The 15,061-nt window shown below is 68.1% G+C and carries 12 protein-coding genes; 11 read left to right on the top strand and 1 reads right to left on the bottom strand.

Translation table 11 applies throughout. The features are described from left to right. Nucleotides 1-111: 111 nt before the first annotated feature. The 10 genes from IEY07_RS05800 to IEY07_RS05755 all read left to right on the top strand — a co-directional run bounded on the left by IEY07_RS05800 (nt 112) and on the right by IEY07_RS05755 (nt 13,274). Entirely contained in the window at nt 112-411 is a 300-nt protein-coding gene (locus tag IEY07_RS05800) for an HGxxPAAW family protein (protein ID WP_188894213.1), read from the top strand. 93 nt (nt 412-504) lie between these two features. Next, nucleotides 505-1,311, top strand: a complete 807-nt coding sequence (gene trpC / locus IEY07_RS05795; RefSeq protein WP_188894212.1) for an indole-3-glycerol phosphate synthase TrpC — start codon at nt 505-507, stop codon at nt 1,309-1,311. A gap of 140 nt (nt 1,312-1,451) precedes the next feature. Beyond that, nucleotides 1,452-2,762: a tryptophan synthase subunit beta gene (gene trpB / locus IEY07_RS05790; protein WP_373288812.1), complete on the top strand. Its 1,311-nt coding sequence runs from the start codon at nt 1,452-1,454 to the stop codon at nt 2,760-2,762. Between the two features lie 32 nt (nt 2,763-2,794). Continuing rightward, nucleotides 2,795-3,652: a tryptophan synthase subunit alpha gene (gene trpA, locus IEY07_RS05785; protein WP_373288811.1), complete on the top strand. Its 858-nt coding sequence runs from the start codon at nt 2,795-2,797 to the stop codon at nt 3,650-3,652. Further along, nucleotides 3,652-4,209 (top strand): MauE/DoxX family redox-associated membrane protein, encoded by a 558-nt coding sequence (locus tag IEY07_RS05780; RefSeq protein ID WP_188894209.1) that lies wholly within the window; start codon nt 3,652-3,654, stop codon nt 4,207-4,209. The genes trpA and IEY07_RS05780 overlap by 1 nt, the downstream gene beginning before the upstream one ends. Further along, nucleotides 4,209-4,994: a DsbA family protein gene (locus IEY07_RS05775; protein ID WP_188894208.1), complete on the top strand. Its 786-nt coding sequence runs from the start codon at nt 4,209-4,211 to the stop codon at nt 4,992-4,994. Before IEY07_RS05780 ends, IEY07_RS05775 begins: the two co-directional genes overlap by 1 nt. Nucleotides 4,995-5,038: 44 nt before the next feature. Further along, on the top strand, nt 5,039-5,845 hold the full coding sequence (locus IEY07_RS05770) for a DsbA family protein (RefSeq protein WP_188894207.1): 807 nt from the start codon (nt 5,039-5,041) through the stop codon (nt 5,843-5,845). Then, nucleotides 5,842-6,846, top strand: coding sequence for a prolipoprotein diacylglyceryl transferase (gene lgt, locus IEY07_RS05765; RefSeq protein ID WP_229669741.1), 1,005 nt, complete (start codon nt 5,842-5,844; stop codon nt 6,844-6,846). The genes IEY07_RS05770 and lgt overlap by 4 nt, the downstream gene beginning before the upstream one ends. Nucleotides 6,847-7,234: 388 nt before the next feature. Continuing rightward, complete coding sequence (gene gltB, locus IEY07_RS05760) at nt 7,235-11,818, top strand: glutamate synthase large subunit (RefSeq protein ID WP_188894206.1); 4,584 nt, start codon at nt 7,235-7,237, stop codon at nt 11,816-11,818. Further along, entirely contained in the window at nt 11,811-13,274 is a 1,464-nt protein-coding gene (locus IEY07_RS05755; RefSeq protein ID WP_188894205.1) for a glutamate synthase subunit beta, read from the top strand. The genes gltB and IEY07_RS05755 overlap by 8 nt, the downstream gene beginning before the upstream one ends. Nucleotides 13,275-13,307: 33 nt before the next feature. On the opposite strand, the gene IEY07_RS05750 is transcribed toward IEY07_RS05755, so the two are convergent. Beyond that, on the bottom strand, nt 13,308-14,351 hold the full coding sequence (locus IEY07_RS05750) for an NAD(P)-dependent alcohol dehydrogenase (protein WP_188894204.1): 1,044 nt from the start codon (nt 14,349-14,351) through the stop codon (nt 13,308-13,310). 71 nt (nt 14,352-14,422) lie between these two features. On the opposite strand from IEY07_RS05750, the gene IEY07_RS05745 reads away from it, so the two are divergent. Beyond that, nucleotides 14,423-14,947, top strand: coding sequence for a DUF1697 domain-containing protein (locus tag IEY07_RS05745; protein WP_188894203.1), 525 nt, complete (start codon nt 14,423-14,425; stop codon nt 14,945-14,947). Nucleotides 14,948-15,061 lie beyond the last annotated feature (114 nt).

Below are 15,061 nucleotides of genomic sequence, written 5' to 3'. Positions count from 1 at the left end.
TGGTGCTGTGATCACCGCTGGGGCCACAATGACGATAGGAAAGTGACCATTAGGAACAGCGGCCCAGCCGAACAGGGGCTCGGGCGAGTGTTGACAGATGGGGTGCAGGCGATGGCGGATCAGATCGAACAGGCCGAAGCGGTGGCGGTGCGCGCGCAAGCGGCCAATCCGCAACTGCAGCCGCTGGATCCGCGGCCGATGCGGCATGTCCACCACGGCCAGACCGGGGCCATGTGGACGGCTGTGGTGATCGAGATCGTCGGTTTCATCGTCGGCGGCATCTCGCTGATGCTCGGCCCCAACTGGCCGCTCTTCGCGATTGCCGCCGGGATCTGCGTGGCGGGAATCATCGTCGGGGTGGCGATGCAGAAGCTCGGATTTGGCATTTACGAGAAACACCAGAAGTCTTAGTCGGAAGGCCTGACGGGCTGGTCAGTGTTGTGGCGGCGTCAGGCGGGAACCAGATTCCCGGAACCGGTTCGCAAGAGGGAGTGGGAAACGGTCATGGGCGTTCTCGACACCATCGTCGACGGCGTACGGCAGGATCTTGCCGAGCGCCAGGCAGCCGTGCCCCTGGATCGGCTGAAGGAGCGGGTCCAGCACGTCGATGCGGCCCTGGACCCGATGCCGCGCTTCCGCCAGTCCGGTGTCTCGGTGATCGCCGAGGTCAAGCGGGCCAGCCCGAGCAAGGGGGCCCTGGCCAACATCCCCGATCCGGCCCGACTGGCCGCCGAGTACGCCTCCGGTGGCGCTGCGGCGATCTCGGTGCTGACCGAGCGACGCCGCTTCGGCGGCGCACTGCAGGATCTCGTCGACGTCCGCTGTGCGGTCGACATCCCGGTACTGCGCAAGGACTTCATCGTCACCGCCTACCAGCTCTTCGAGGCCAGGGCCGCCGGCGCCGATCTTGCTCTGCTGATCGTTGCGGCGCTGAGCGACTTCGAGCTGGTCTCCCTGATCGAACGGGCCGAGTCCATCGGCCTGACCCCGCTGGTGGAGACCCATACCGCCGAGGAGATCGACCGTGCAGTCGACGCCGGCGCCCGGCTGATCGGGGTCAACGCGCGGAATCTGCAGACCCTCGAGGTCGATCCGGCCACCTTCGGTCGGCTGGCTCCGCGGATCCCCGACGGGATCGTCAAGATCGCCGAGTCCGGTGTCCGGGGTCCGCACGATGTGATCGAACTGGCGCGCGAGGGCGCCGATGTGGTCCTGGTCGGTGAAGCGCTGGTGACCGGCCGCGACCCGCGGCTCGGTGTCGCCGACCTGGTGGCCGCCGGTGCGCACCCCGCGCTGGCGAATCGCGACTGAGAGCATTATCGCGAGATGATCACCGGCCAGATTGCGGGCATCCGCACCGACCTGCGGCGATGGCGACCCTGACCGAGACCCGCTCGACATGCCCCGCTCGGCCAGAAGAAGGACAATAGACAACTATGACCAGTACGCCCATCGCGCGCGCCCACAGCGCGGCGCAGGATGACCAGCTGCCCGACGACAGCGGCCACTTCGGCCGGTTCGGCGGGAAATTCGTTCCGGAGGCGCTCTACGTCGCCCTGGACCAGTTGGAGGCCGAATTCGGCCGGGCCATGAAGGATCCGCAGTTCTGGGCCGAGCTCGACGCGTTGCGCAAGGACTACTCCGGCCGGCCGACCCCGATCACCGAGGTGCCCCGGTTCACCCGGGCTGCATTGACCGGCAGTCCCGAGTTGACCGGGGTGCCGGTGGACGGGCCCGACACCAGTCCGACGATCGTGCTCAAGCGCGAGGACCTCAACCACACCGGCTCGCACAAGATCAACAACGTCCTCGGCCAGGCGTTGCTGACCAAGCGGATGGGCAAGACCCGGGTGATCGCCGAGACCGGCGCCGGCCAGCACGGCGTGGCCACCGCGACCGCGGCCGCCCTGATGGGCCTGGAGTGCCGGATCTACATGGGCAAGGTGGACACCGAGCGGCAGGCGCTCAACGTCGCCCGGATGCAGTTGCTGGGTGCCGAGGTGATCGCGGTCGAGTCCGGCACCCAGACGCTGAAGGACGCGATGAACGACGCCCTGCGGGACTGGGTGGCCAGCGTCGAGGACACCCACTACCTGATCGGTACGGTCGCCGGGCCGCACCCGTTCCCGAAGGTGGTGCGGGAGTTCCAGCGGGTGATCAGCACAGAGGCCCGCGCCCAGTTGCTCGAACGCTACGACCGGCTGCCCGATGCGGTGGCGGCCTGTGTGGGCGGCGGCTCCAACGCGCTGGGCATCTTCGCCGACTTCATTCCCGACGAGTCGGTCCGGTTGTACGGCTTCGAGGCCGGCGGCGACGGTGTCGAGACCGAGCGGCACGCGGCCAGCATCTCCAGCGGCGGCGTCGGAGTGCTGCACGGCACCCGCAGCTTCGTGCTCCAGGACGAGGACGGCCAGACGAAGGACTCGCACTCGATCTCGGCCGGCCTGGACTACCCGGGCGTCGGACCCCAGCATGCCTGGCTGGCGGACTCGGGACGGGCCTCGTACGAGGCGATCACCGACAGCGAGGCGATGGACGCGTTCCGGCTGCTGAGCGAGACGGAGGGCATCATCCCGGCGATCGAGTCCGCGCACGCGCTGGCCGGCGCGATCAAGCTGGTCCGCCGGCTGTCGGAGGAGGACCGGGAACAGCCGCCGCTGATCCTGGTCAGCCTGTCCGGCCGCGGCGACAAGGATGTCGACACCGCGATGAAATGGTTCGCCGACATCCACGGCGAGGCGACCGGGAGCAGCGAACTGTGAGCACCAGCGAGAACACCGGCTTCGATCAGGGCATCACCGGCAAGATCTTCGCCGCCGCCCGCAACGAGGGCCGCGGCGCGCTGGTCGGCTACCTGCCGGTGGGCTACCCGACGGTGCCCGGTTCGCTCGAAGCGATGCGCGCGCTGTGCGGGATCGGTGACAGCGGCACCAAGGAGTACGCCGGCGTCGACCTGGTCGAGATCGGGATGCCGTACAGCGATCCTGTCATGGATGGGGTGACGGTCCAGAAGGCCAGCACGCGCGCCCTGCAGCGCGGCGTCCGGGTCCGCGACGTGTTCTCCGCAGTCGAGGCTGTCGCCGAGACGGGTACCGCAGCGGTCGTGATGATCTACTGGAATCTGGTCGAGCACTACGGGCCACACGCCTTCGCCCGGGACCTGGTCGCGGCCGGCGGGGCCGGGCTGATCACTCCCGACCTGACCCCGGACGAGGCCGGCGCCTGGTTCGAGGCGTCCGACTCCTACGGTCTGGACCGGATCTTCCTGGTCGCACCGAGCTCGTCCGACGAGCGCCTGGCAGCGACCGTCGACTCCTGCCGGGGATGGGTCTACGCGACCTCGCTGATGGGCGTCACCGGCGCCCGCGCGCAGGTCTCGTCGGCGGCGCCGGCATTGGTCGAGCGGATCCGTTCGCTTCGTCCGCAGGCGCTGGCGGGCGTCGGTCTCGGGGTCTCCAACGGGGCCCAGGCCGCCGAGGTGAACGGCTATGCCGACGCCGCGATCGTCGGCTCGGCGTTGGTGGCGACCCTGATCCAGGCCGACGACGCCGGCAGCCCGGATGATTTGGCCGGTCTGCGTACGGTTGTTGCCGATCTGGCCACAGGCGTCAGGTCGGGAACTTCTGAGTCCGCTGTGAGGTTGAGCAACTGATGAGCGAATCTGCGTCGGCGTCGCGCCCGGCATCCCGGGGGGTCAACTGGGCGGTCGTGCTGCCCTGGGCCCGGACCGTCGTCCGGGTCGGCCTCGGTGTGGTGTGGGTGGTCGCCGGCGCGGTGAAGGTGACGGATCCGACCCAGTCGGTCGCCGCGGTGCGCGCCTACCAGCTGCTGCCGCAGAGCTTGTCGTACCTGGTCGGCTGGACGCTGCCGTACCTGGAGATCCTGCTCGGACTGGTGCTGATCAGCGGCCTGTTCACACGCTGGGCCGCGGCGCTGAGCGGGCTGCTGCAACTGGCGTTCGTGATCGGCCTGCTCCAGGCTTGGGCCCGGGGCTTCAGCATCGACTGCGGCTGTTTCAGCGCCGGCGGCCAAGTGGCGCCGGGAGCAACGACCTACGTACCGGACCTGATCCGTGACATCGTTTTCCTGGCGGCCGCCGCGTGGTTGGTCATCCAACCGTTCACTCGGTTGAGCCTTGACTCGCTCACCGGTGGTTACATCGATGATCATGCCGACCGGACTGCCGACCTGAGCGACGAGGAGAACTGATGAGCGAGGCCACCCGGGTCAACGGCGGCAAGCGGAAGCCGCCGAAGGACGGCGGCAGCCGCAACGCCCGTGAGCGCGCCGCTGCGGCGGCACGGGAGAATGCCCGGCGGAAGCGGCGCCGCAATCTCGGCATCCTGGTGCTGGCCGTCGTCGTGGTCGTCGCCGCGATCGGCGTCGGGATCGGCTACGCCACCAACTTCGGCCACGTCAGTGGCGACAAGCAGGCCAGCGCCACCGGCTGGGGCCCGGTCTCGGTGGACTCGGGCAAGCCGATCGTCCTCGGCAATCCCGACGCGAAGACCACCGTCACCCTGTTCGAGGACTTCCGGTGCCCGCACTGCCAGGAGTTCGAGGAGAAGTTCGGCGACACGCTCAGCTCGCTGCAGAAGAACAACACGATCAAGATCGAGTTGTGGATCCTGCCGGTGATCGACGCCGAGGACGGCACCAACGAATCGGTGCAGGCCGGCAATGCCTTCGCCTGCGCGGCCCAGGACGGCTTCGGCCAGGCCATGTATCAGGGCTTCTGGAAGAACCCGAACCAGACCTGGAGCACGGACTCGCTGGTCGAACTGGCCAACAAGGTCGCCGACCCGCCGTCCTCGTTCAAGAACTGCGTGACCAGCATGAAGCACCAGGACTGGGTGAACTCCTCCCAGCAGGCGGCCTCTGCCGCCAACGTGTCCGGCACGCCGACGATGTTCATCAACGGCAAGGTGCAGGACCTGACCACCGTGATGAACTGGACCACCCAGCAGATGAAGGACGCGGTCACCAAGGGCTGATCGGTGGTCTTGTCAGCGATCCGCCCTGAGTCAGCAAGCACCTGATGCCAACCAACAAACCTGGACCTCGCAAACCGTCCCGGTCGGGCAATCCAGCCGTCCGTACGGCCGCTGCACATCAGCAGCAGGACCGCCCACGGCAGTCCGCGCGCACGAGGCCGGCGCCAGGGCGGGGATCCGGCCCGCGACAGTCCCGGCAGCGATTGGTCCTCGGTGTCCTGCTCGCCGCCGTGGTGCTGATCGTGATCGTGGCCGTCGCGGTGATCTCCCACCAGAGGTCCGCTGCCGACCCGCAGCCGCCCGCTGCCCAACCGAGCTTCGCTCCGGTCACCCTGACCAACGGCCAGCCGATCCGGCTCGGACACGACGACGCCGGGGTGACATTGACCCTGTTCGAGGATTTCAACTGCCCGCACTGCGCGGATTTCGAGAAGAATCTGGGGCCGACGATCACCGATCTGCAGCGGTCCGGACGGGTCGAGGTCGAGTTGTATCCGATGAGCTTCGTCACCAAGCGCTCACCGGCGCTGGCCAATGCGATGGCCTGTGCGGCGACCGAGGGCTTCGGACAGCCGTACTGGGTCGGGCTGTTCGCCAACAGCGGCCTGTCCTGGTCCGACGACCAGCTGATCCGGCTCGGCACGCTCGTCGGCAAGCCGTCGCGCGACTTCGCCGGTTGCATACGATCTGATGCGCACCGCGCGTGGGTGGATAGCATCACTTCCGCCGCAAGTGCGAAAAACGTGACGGAGACCCCGACTGTGTTCATCAATGGCGTACGCCAGCCGGCCGACAAGGTGTCGAGCTGGACCGCTGCCGATCTCAAGTCCGCGATCGGCGCGGCGACGTGATCCCCGCCCTGTCGATCCCCAGCCCGCCGTTCCGCGAGTTCCATCTCGGCCCGCTGCCGATCCGGATGTACGCCCTGTGCATCATCACCGGCGTCGTGGTCGGCACGATCATCGCCACCCGGCGCTGGATTGCGCGCGGCGGAGCCCGGGACACCGTGGAGACGGTCGCGCTGGTGTCGGTGCCGTTCGGCATCGTCGGCGCCCGGGCCTATCACGTGATCACCGACCACCAGCTCTACTTCGGACCGGGACAGCATCCGATCCGGGCGCTCTACATCTGGGACGGGGGACTGGGCATCTGGGGCGGCGTCGCCCTAGGAGCCCTCGGTGGCTACCTCGTCGCCCGCCGTCGCAAGATCAGGTTCTGGGCACTGGCCGACGCGCTCGCTCCCGGTGTCGTGGTCGCCCAGGCGATCGGCCGGCTGGGCAACTACTTCAACCAGGAGCTGTACGGCGGCCCGACCACCCTGCCCTGGGGCCTGCAGGTCGACCCCCAGTACCGGATGGCCGGCTACGAGCAGTACGCCACCTTCCACCCGACCTTCCTGTACGAACTGCTGTGGGACCTGGCGGTCGGCGTCGCACTGGTCCTGCTGGACCGGCGGTTCAAGCTCGGTCATGGCAAGGTCTTCGCCCTCTACGCGATGTTCTACACCGCCGGACGGGCCTGGGTGGAGCATCTGCGGATCGACCCGGCCCATCGCATCGACGGTCTGCGGCTGAACGACTACACCTCCGGTGTCGTCTTCCTGGTCGCTCTGGTCGTCCTCCTGCTGCTGGTCCGCTTCCGGCCCGGGCGCGAGGAGATCGTGGAGGGTGACCGCCGCTACGTCGACGGAGTGCTGCCCGACCAGGAGGACGTGCCGGCCCATGCGGAGGTCGCGGAGGGTATAGCCCACGACGCGGCGGAAGACCCACAGCGCGGCGACCCTGTGACCAACACCTCATCGGCGACCAAGGACGACGGTTTGTCGACCGGCGACGGCGGGGGATCTGATTAATCTCGTGCGCCGCCAGTCCGGAGGCCGCATAATCAATCGTAATGGGACCATGGCCGCTATTCACCTAACGCAATGGGTCCGGTAACGAATTCTGGTCCTGTGGGTGTCCGGCAGTAGACTCCGGTCGGATCGAGGCTGCCGCGCTCACATCGCGGACCCGCCCCGGCCCGACTGCAGTCAACAGGATCGACACCCATCGACAACGGGGGAGTCTCGAGCCTCACCCGGCACGAGCCCGACAACTTCAAGGCCGACCGACCGCGCACGTTCAACGACGCCGTGCGCCGCTATCTCGAACAGGCGCAACGGCGGATTTCCCGCCGACGCCTCCGAACCCGCTTTGCCGCTGGTCCGCACGTGACCCGAGCCGAGCACCGACGGGAGAACCATGACCGCTGGGACCGCAGCACCGTCCACTCCTGGACGTCGGGTTGCCGCACCTTCCGGCCTGCCCGGACGTCAGGGTCTGTACGACCCTGACTTGGAGCGCGACGCCTGTGGCGTCGCCTTCGTCGCCACCCTGACCGGGGTACCCGCTCATGCCATCGTCGAGCAGGGCCTCGAGGCATTGCGCAATCTCGACCATCGCGGCGCGACCGGTGCCGACGAGGCGGCGGGCGACGGGGCCGGGATCCTGATCCAGGTGCCCGATGCCTTCCTGCGTGCTGTCGCCGGAATCGAGCTTCCGCCGCTGGGTGAGTACGCCGTCGGTACTGCCTTCCTGCCTTCCGATGCCGAAGAGGCGGACACGGCGCGTACGGCGATCGAGGAGATCGCCGTCGAGGAGGGCCTGCGGGTGCTCGGCTGGCGCGAGCTGCCGATCGACCCCTCCGGGCTGAGCCCGATCTCGCTCAATGTGATGCCGCGGTTCGAGCAGCTGATGGTGACGGCCGTCGCGCCCGGAGTCCAGGGCCTGGATCTGGAGCGGCTGGCCTTCTGCCTGCGCCGCCGGTCCGAGCACGAGCTCGGGGTCTACTTCCCGTCGTTGTCGAGCCGCACGCTCGTCTACAAGGGCATGCTGACCCCGGCTCAGCTGGAGCAGATCTTCCCCGAACTGCACGACGAGCGACTGGCCAGCGCGCTGGCGGTGGTGCACAGCCGGTTCTCGACCAACACGTTCCCGGCCTGGGAGCTGGCCCACCCGTATCGGATGATCGCGCACAACGGCGAGATCAACACCGTCAAGGGCAACCGGAACTGGATGCGGGCCCGTGAGGCGCTGCTGTCCTCCGAGGTCATCCCGGGTGATCTGGAGCGGCTGTTCCCGATCTGTACGCCGACCTACTCCGACTCGGCGTCCTTCGACGAGGTCGTCGAGTTGCTGCACCTGGCCGGCCGGTCGCTGCCGCACGCGATCCAGATGCTGATTCCCGAGGCCTGGGAGAACAATCCCCAGATGGGTCGCAAGCTGCGGGAGTTCTACGAGTTCCACGCCTGCCTCATGGAGGCCTGGGACGGGCCGGCCGCGGTGGTCTTCACCGACGGCAACCAGGTCGGCGCGGTGCTGGACCGCAACGGCCTGCGGCCCGGGCGCTACTGGGTCACCGACGACGACCTGGTGGTGCTGGCGTCCGAGGCCGGCGTGCTGGACATTCCGGCCGAGAAGATCATCAGCAAGGGCCGGCTGCAGCCAGGGCGGATGTTCCTGGCCGACCTCGAACAACACCGGATCATCGGTGACGACGAGATCAAGCAGGGCCTGGCGTCCGCGGAGCCGTACGGCGAATGGCTGCTGGCCGGTCGGCTGAAGCTGTCCGACCTGCCTGACCGCGAGCACACCATCCACACCCACGCCTCGGTGACCCGCCGGCAGCAGGTCTTCGGCTACACCGAGGAGGAGCTGCGGATCATCCTGGCGCCGATGGCGGCCAGCGGCACCGAGCCGATCGGGTCGATGGGCACCGACACTCCGGTGGCGGCGCTCAGCGACCGGCCGCGGATGATCTTCGACTACTTCTCCCAACTGTTCGCCCAGGTCACCAACCCGCCGCTGGACGCGATCCGCGAAGAGCTCGTCACCTCGCTGCACAACACCATCGGACCGGAGCAGAACCTGCTCGCGCCCGGCCCCGCGTCCTGCCGTCGGCTGGTGCTGGACTTCCCGGTCCTGGACAACGATTCGCTGTCCAAGATCAACCACATCAACCGGCACGGCGACCTGCCCGGTTACGCCACCCATGTCGTACGCGGCCTGTACAACGTGCACGGCGGCGCGGCGGCACTGCAGGCCAAACTCGACCAGCTGATGACCGAGGTGTCCGAGGCGATCGCCAACGGCGCCCGGACGATCATCCTGTCCGACCGGCACTCCAACGCCGAGCTGGCGCCGATCCCGTCGCTGCTGTTGACCGCCGCGATCCACCACCACCTGGTCCGGGAGAAGACCCGGACCCAGGTCGGGCTGATCGTCGAGGCCGCCGACGTCCGCGAGGTGCATCACGTCGCGCTGCTGATCGGGTACGGCGCCGCAGCGGTCAACCCGTATCTGGCGATCGAGACGGTCGAGGACCTGGCGCTGCGCGGGGTTTACCTCGACACCCCGCCGCAGAAGGCGGTACAGAACGTGATCAAGGCGCTCGGCAAGGGCGTCCTGAAGGTGATGAGCAAGATCGGTGTCTCCACCGTCGCCTCCTACACCGGCGCCCAGATCTTCGAGGCGCTCGGACTGTCCCAGGAGTTGGTGGACCGCTATTTCACCGGCACCACCAGCAAGCTGGGCGGCATCGGCCTGGAGCAGATCGCCGACGAGATCCGCAGCCGACATCTGCGCGCCTACCCGTCCGACGGGATCCCGCTGGCCCACCGCAGCCTGGACATCGGCGGCGAGTACCAGTGGCGCCGGGAGGGTGAGCCGCACCTCTTCGATCCGGAGACCGTCTTCCGGCTGCAGCACTCCACCCGCTCCGGTCGGTACGACATCTTCAAGCAGTACACCCAGCGGGTCGACGACCAGGCCGAACACCTGATGACGCTGCGCGGGCTGCTGAGATTCGCCGGCCCGCAAGGACATGGCCGGGAGCCGATCAGCATCGACGAGGTCGAACCGGTCAGCGAGATCGTCAAGCGGTTCTCCACCGGCGCGATGAGCTACGGCTCGATCTCCCGGGAGGCCCACGAGACCCTCGCGATCGCCATGAACCGGCTGGGCGGCAAGTCCAACACCGGCGAGGGCGGCGAGGATCTCGACCGCTTGTACGACCCGGAGCGGCGCAGTGCGATCAAGCAGGTCGCGTCCGGCCGGTTCGGCGTCACGTCGGCCTATCTCACCCAGGCCGATGACATCCAGATCAAGATGGCCCAGGGCGCCAAGCCCGGTGAGGGCGGCCAACTTCCCGGCAACAAGATCTACCCGTGGGTTGCCGGGACCCGGCACTCGACCCCGGGGGTCGGGTTGATCTCGCCGCCACCGCACCACGACATCTACTCGATCGAGGATCTCAAGCAGCTGATCCACGACCTGAAGTGCGCCAACCCGCAGGCCAGGATCCACGTCAAGCTGGTCGGAGAGGTCGGCGTCGGGACGGTTGCCGCGGGTGTCTCCAAGGCCAAGGCCGATGTGGTGCTGATCTCCGGCCACGACGGTGGCACCGGTGCTGCTCCGCTGACCTCGCTGAAACATGCCGGTGGTCCCTGGGAGCTGGGCTTGGCCGAGGCGCAGCAGACCCTGCTGCTGAACGGTCTGCGGGACCGGATCGTCGTCCAGGTCGATGGCCAGCTGAAGACCGGTCGTGATGTGGTGATCGCCGCTCTGCTCGGAGCCGAGGAGTACGGCTTCGCCACCGCGCCGCTGGTGGTCGAGGGCTGTGTGATGATGCGGGTCTGCCACCTGGACACCTGCCCGGTCGGGATCGCGACCCAGAACCCGGTGCTGCGGGCCAAGTTCACCGGCAAGCCTGAGTTCGTGATCAACTTCTTCGAGTTCATCGCGGCCGAGGTGCGGGAGTATCTGGCCCAGCTGGGGTTCCGCAGCCTGGACGAGGCGATCGGCCACGTCGAAGCGCTGGACGTACGGCCTGCGGTCGACCACTGGAAGGCCCAAGGTCTCGACTTGTCGCCGATCCTGTATCGGCCGGAGCTGCCCGAGGGCGCGCCGCTGAAGAACGTCACCACCCAGGACCACGGTCTGGCCGAGAAACTGGACCAGGAGCTGATCAGGATCTGTGCCGATGCGATCGAACGCGGCGAGCCGGTCCGGGCCCAGCTGACGATTCGCAATGTCGACCGGACTGCGGGCACACTGCTCGGACACGAGGTGACCAAGGCGACCCAGGGCAAGGGTCTGCCGGACGGCACCATCGATCTGACGCTGACCGGGTCGGCCGGCCAGAGCTTCGGAGCGTTCGTGCCGGCCGGGATCACGTTGCGCCTGGAGGGCGACAGCAACGACTACCTGGGCAAGGGCCTGTCCGGTGGCCGGATCGTCGTCCGCCCGAGCCGGGAAGCGGTCTTCGTCGCCGAGCAACAGATCATCGCCGGCAACGTGATCGGCTACGGCGCCACCTCCGGTGAGATATTCCTGCGCGGGCAGGTCGGCGAGCGGTTCTGCGTCCGCAACTCCGGCGTCACCGCGATCGTCGAGGGCGTCGGCGACCATGGCTGCGAGTACATGACCGGTGGAACCGTGGTCGTGCTCGGCAGCACCGGCCGCAACTTCGCCGCCGGCATGTCCGGCGGCGTGGCGTACGTGCTTGATCTCGATCAGAGCCGGCTGAACACGGAGATGGTCGACCCGCTCAAGCTCACCGACGCCGATCGGGACGAGCTCAAGGCGCTGATCATCCGGCACCAGGAGGAGACCGGTTCGCAGATCGCGGAGCGGCTGCTGGCGGACTGGGGGATGGCCTCGGTCCGGTTCACCAAGGTGCTGCCCCGGGACTACGCCCGGGTTGTCGCTGCCCGGGAACAGGCGCAGGCCGAAGGTCTCGACGAGGCAACCACCACCGCACGCATGATGGAGGCCGCGAATGGCTGATCCCAGAGGTTTCATGAAGACGCCTCGGCAGTCGGCCAAGCGCCGGCCGGTCGAGGAGCGGGTGCACGACTGGAAAGAGGTCTACCCGGGCACTCCGGGGCGGGCGCTGCTGCCGATCATCTCCGACCAGGCCGGTCGTTGTATGGACTGCGGCATCCCGTTCTGCCACACCGGTTGCCCGCTGGGGAATCTGATCCCCGAGTGGAACGACCTGGTCTGGCGGGGTGACTGGGAGGCGGCGCTGGAGCGGTTGCATGCGACCAACAACTTCCCCGAGTTCACCGGGCGGCTCTGCCCGGCCCCCTGCGAGGACGCCTGCGTGGTGGCGATCGCCGACGATGCCGTGACGATCAAGAACGTCGAGGTGTCGATCATCGACAAGGGCTGGGACGAGGGCCGGGTCCAGCCGCAGGTCACCGAATGGCACACCGGCAGCACGGTCGCGGTGATCGGCTCCGGACCGGCCGGGCTCGCCGCCGCCCAGCAGTTGACCCGGGCCGGGCACACCGTCGCGGTGCTCGAGCGTGACGACAAGCCGGGCGGCCTGCTGCGCTACGGGATTCCCGAGTACAAGATGGAGAAGTCGGTGCTGGACCGCCGGCTGGAGCAGATGCGCGAAGAGGGCACCCACTTCAAGACCAATACCGAGGTCGGTCGCGATATCAGCGGCCAGGCACTGCGGGAGCGGTTCGACGCCGTGATCGTAGCCACCGGTGCCACCGTCGCGCGCGAGCTGGGCGTACCGGGAGCCGACCTGGCGGGGATCCACCATGCGATGGAGTACCTGACCCAGGCCAACCGGGTCGCGGTCGGGGAGTCGATTCCCGACCAGGTGCTGGCCACCGGTAAGAACGTCGTGATCATCGGCGGCGGCGACACCGGCAACGACTGCCTGGGCACCGCGATCCGCCAGGGCGCGAAGTCGATCATGCAGTTGGAGCACAACGTCGAGCCCCCGGTGATGCGGCCGGCCCATGAGCCGTGGCCGACCTATCCCCGCATCCTGCGCACGTCACCGGCCAATGAGGAGGGCGGCGAGCGGATCTTCAAGTCCTCCACGATCGAGGTGGTCGGCGACGACGACGGCAACGTCACCGGCGTCAAGATCATCGAGGTGTTCCGGGAGAACGGCGTGAACACCGCGATCGAGGGCACCGAGCAGATCCTGCCCGCCGACCTGGTGCTGCTGGCGATGGGCTACGAGGGGCCGGAGGCCGCGCTGCTGGAGCAGCTCGGCGTACCGACCGATCCGCGGACCCGGGCCGTCCGCAATGCCGACTACTCGACCGCCCGGGACGGTGTCTTCGTCTGCGGGGACGCCGGCCGCGGCCAGTCGCTGATCGTCTGGGCGATCGCGGAGGGTCGCGCCTGCGCGGCCAGCGTCGACAAGTACCTCTCCGGCGTCACCAAGCTGCCGCTTCCGGTCGCCGCCACAGCCCAGCCGATCGGGCACTGACTGGTTTCGCGGGCGGCACAGTCCGACGGCGGGCTAGCGGAGCGTAGAAACGTCGATGACGAAGCGGTAGCGGACGTCGGAGGCAAGCACTCGCTCGTACGCCTCGTTGACCTTGTCGACGCCGATCGTCTCGATATCGGCAGCCAGGCCGTGCTCGGCGCAGAAGTCCAGCATCTCCTGGGTCTCGCGGATACCGCCGATGTTGGAGCCGGCAAAGGACGCCCGGCTGCCCATCAGGGCGAAGGCGTGCACGGGCAGTGCCTGCGGCGGAGCGCCGACGATGACCAGCGCGCCGTTGAGCCGCAGCAGACCGAGGAACGCGTCGATGTCCAACGGAGCACTGACGGTGTTGATGATCAGGTCGAAGCTGCGCTTGAGGGTCTCGAAGGTGTCCGGGTCGCTGGTGGCGTAGTACGCCTTGGCGCCGAGCCGCAGCCCGTCCTCCTGCTTCTTCAGCGACTGCGACAGCACGGTCACCTCGGCGCCCATCGCAGCAGCCAGCTTGACCGCCATGTGACCGAGACCGCCGAGTCCGATGACCGCGACCTTCTTGCCCGGACCGGCGCCCCAGTGCCGCAACGGCGAATAAGTGGTGATCCCGGCGCACAGCAACGGCGCAGCGGCGGCCGGGTCGATGCCGTCGGGGATCTTCAGGACGAAGTCCTCGACCACGACCACCTGGGTGCTGTAGCCACCCTGGGTGATGGTGCCGTCCCGGTCGATGGAGCCGTACGTCCCCACGTTGCCCTGCAGGCAGTGCTGTTCCTCACCGGCCAGGCAGTTCTCGCACTCGCCGCAGGAGTTGACCATGCAGCCGACGCCGACCAGGTCGCCGACCTGGTGCCTCCTGACCTCGGAGCCGACCGCGGCGACGGTCCCGACGATCTCGTGGCCCGGGGCCAGCGGGTAGGGAACCGGGCCCCACTCGCCGCGGACGGTGTGGATGTCGGAGTGGCAGATGCCGCAGTAGGCGACGTCGATCAGGACGTCCTTGGGACCGACCTCGCGACGCTCGATGGTGATGGTGGACAGCGGTTCGGTCGCCGAGGGTGCGGCGAAGGCATACGCGGTGGACATGGGCCCAACGCTACGCCGGCGGGGAACTGACCGATCGGCGGACTGTCTGTGCCGAGTGGCAGGGTGGACGCGTGACGCGATACGTGGTGCTGCTGCGCGGGATCAACCTCGGCAAACGGCGGATCCCGATGCCCGAGCTGAAGGCGTTGGCGGCCGAGCTCGGGCACACCGAGGTCAGTACCTACATCGCCAGCGGAAACCTGATCCTGAGTTCGGATCGCAGGCCGACCGCGATCGCGGCGGAGCTCGACGAGGCCATCGCTCAGCGGTACGGCTTCGACGTGGACTGCGCGATCCGCACCGCAGCCGAGTTGGCGGCCGTGGTCGCCACGAATCCCTTTCCGCAGGGAGATCCCAAGCAAGTGACCGTCGGCTTCGCCGCGACTGCGATCGAGAAGGCAGCTGATCAGCGGATCGCGGCGTTGGCGTCGCCGGATGAGCGGTTCCAGATCGCCGGCCGGGAGGTGTATGTCGATTTTGCCGGTGGACTGGCGCGCAGCAAACTGGCTGTCCAGCTCGGCAAGGCCGTTGGGCAACCGATCACCACCCGCAACGCCCGGACCGTCGCCTCACTGTCCGAACTCGCGAACCGTTGAGCACTTCGGCCACCACCCGTGTCGGTCGGAACACTGTCGGACCGGGTGGCTAATCTTGGCTTCCTAGCTGTCCTTCCCCGGCCTGCAGCTGATGGATCTTCGTTCGGACCTTTG

The organism is Microlunatus endophyticus (assembly GCF_014646195.1).
GTDB lineage: Bacteria > Actinomycetota > Actinomycetes > Propionibacteriales > Propionibacteriaceae > Microlunatus > Microlunatus endophyticus.
Note: the sequence above shows the minus strand (reverse complement) of the source record. Positions and strands in the feature narration are given on the sequence as shown.

What these genes read in the sequence shown, in the direction of transcription:
- gltB (WP_188894206.1), top strand. Translation starts at nt 7,235, where the DNA reads ATGACCGCTGGGACCGCAGCACCGTCCACTCCTGGACGTCGGGTTGCC.
- IEY07_RS05750 (WP_188894204.1), bottom strand. Translation starts at nt 14,351, where the DNA reads ATGTCCACCGCGTATGCCTTCGCCGCACCCTCGGCGACCGAACCGCTG.
- IEY07_RS05755 (WP_188894205.1), top strand. Translation starts at nt 11,811, where the DNA reads ATGGCTGATCCCAGAGGTTTCATGAAGACGCCTCGGCAGTCGGCCAAG.
- trpC (WP_188894212.1), top strand. Translation starts at nt 505, where the DNA reads ATGGGCGTTCTCGACACCATCGTCGACGGCGTACGGCAGGATCTTGCC.
- IEY07_RS05780 (WP_188894209.1), top strand. Translation starts at nt 3,652, where the DNA reads ATGAGCGAATCTGCGTCGGCGTCGCGCCCGGCATCCCGGGGGGTCAAC.
- IEY07_RS05800 (WP_188894213.1), top strand. Translation starts at nt 112, where the DNA reads ATGGCGGATCAGATCGAACAGGCCGAAGCGGTGGCGGTGCGCGCGCAA.
- IEY07_RS05770 (WP_188894207.1), top strand. Translation starts at nt 5,039, where the DNA reads ATGCCAACCAACAAACCTGGACCTCGCAAACCGTCCCGGTCGGGCAAT.
- IEY07_RS05775 (WP_188894208.1), top strand. Translation starts at nt 4,209, where the DNA reads ATGAGCGAGGCCACCCGGGTCAACGGCGGCAAGCGGAAGCCGCCGAAG.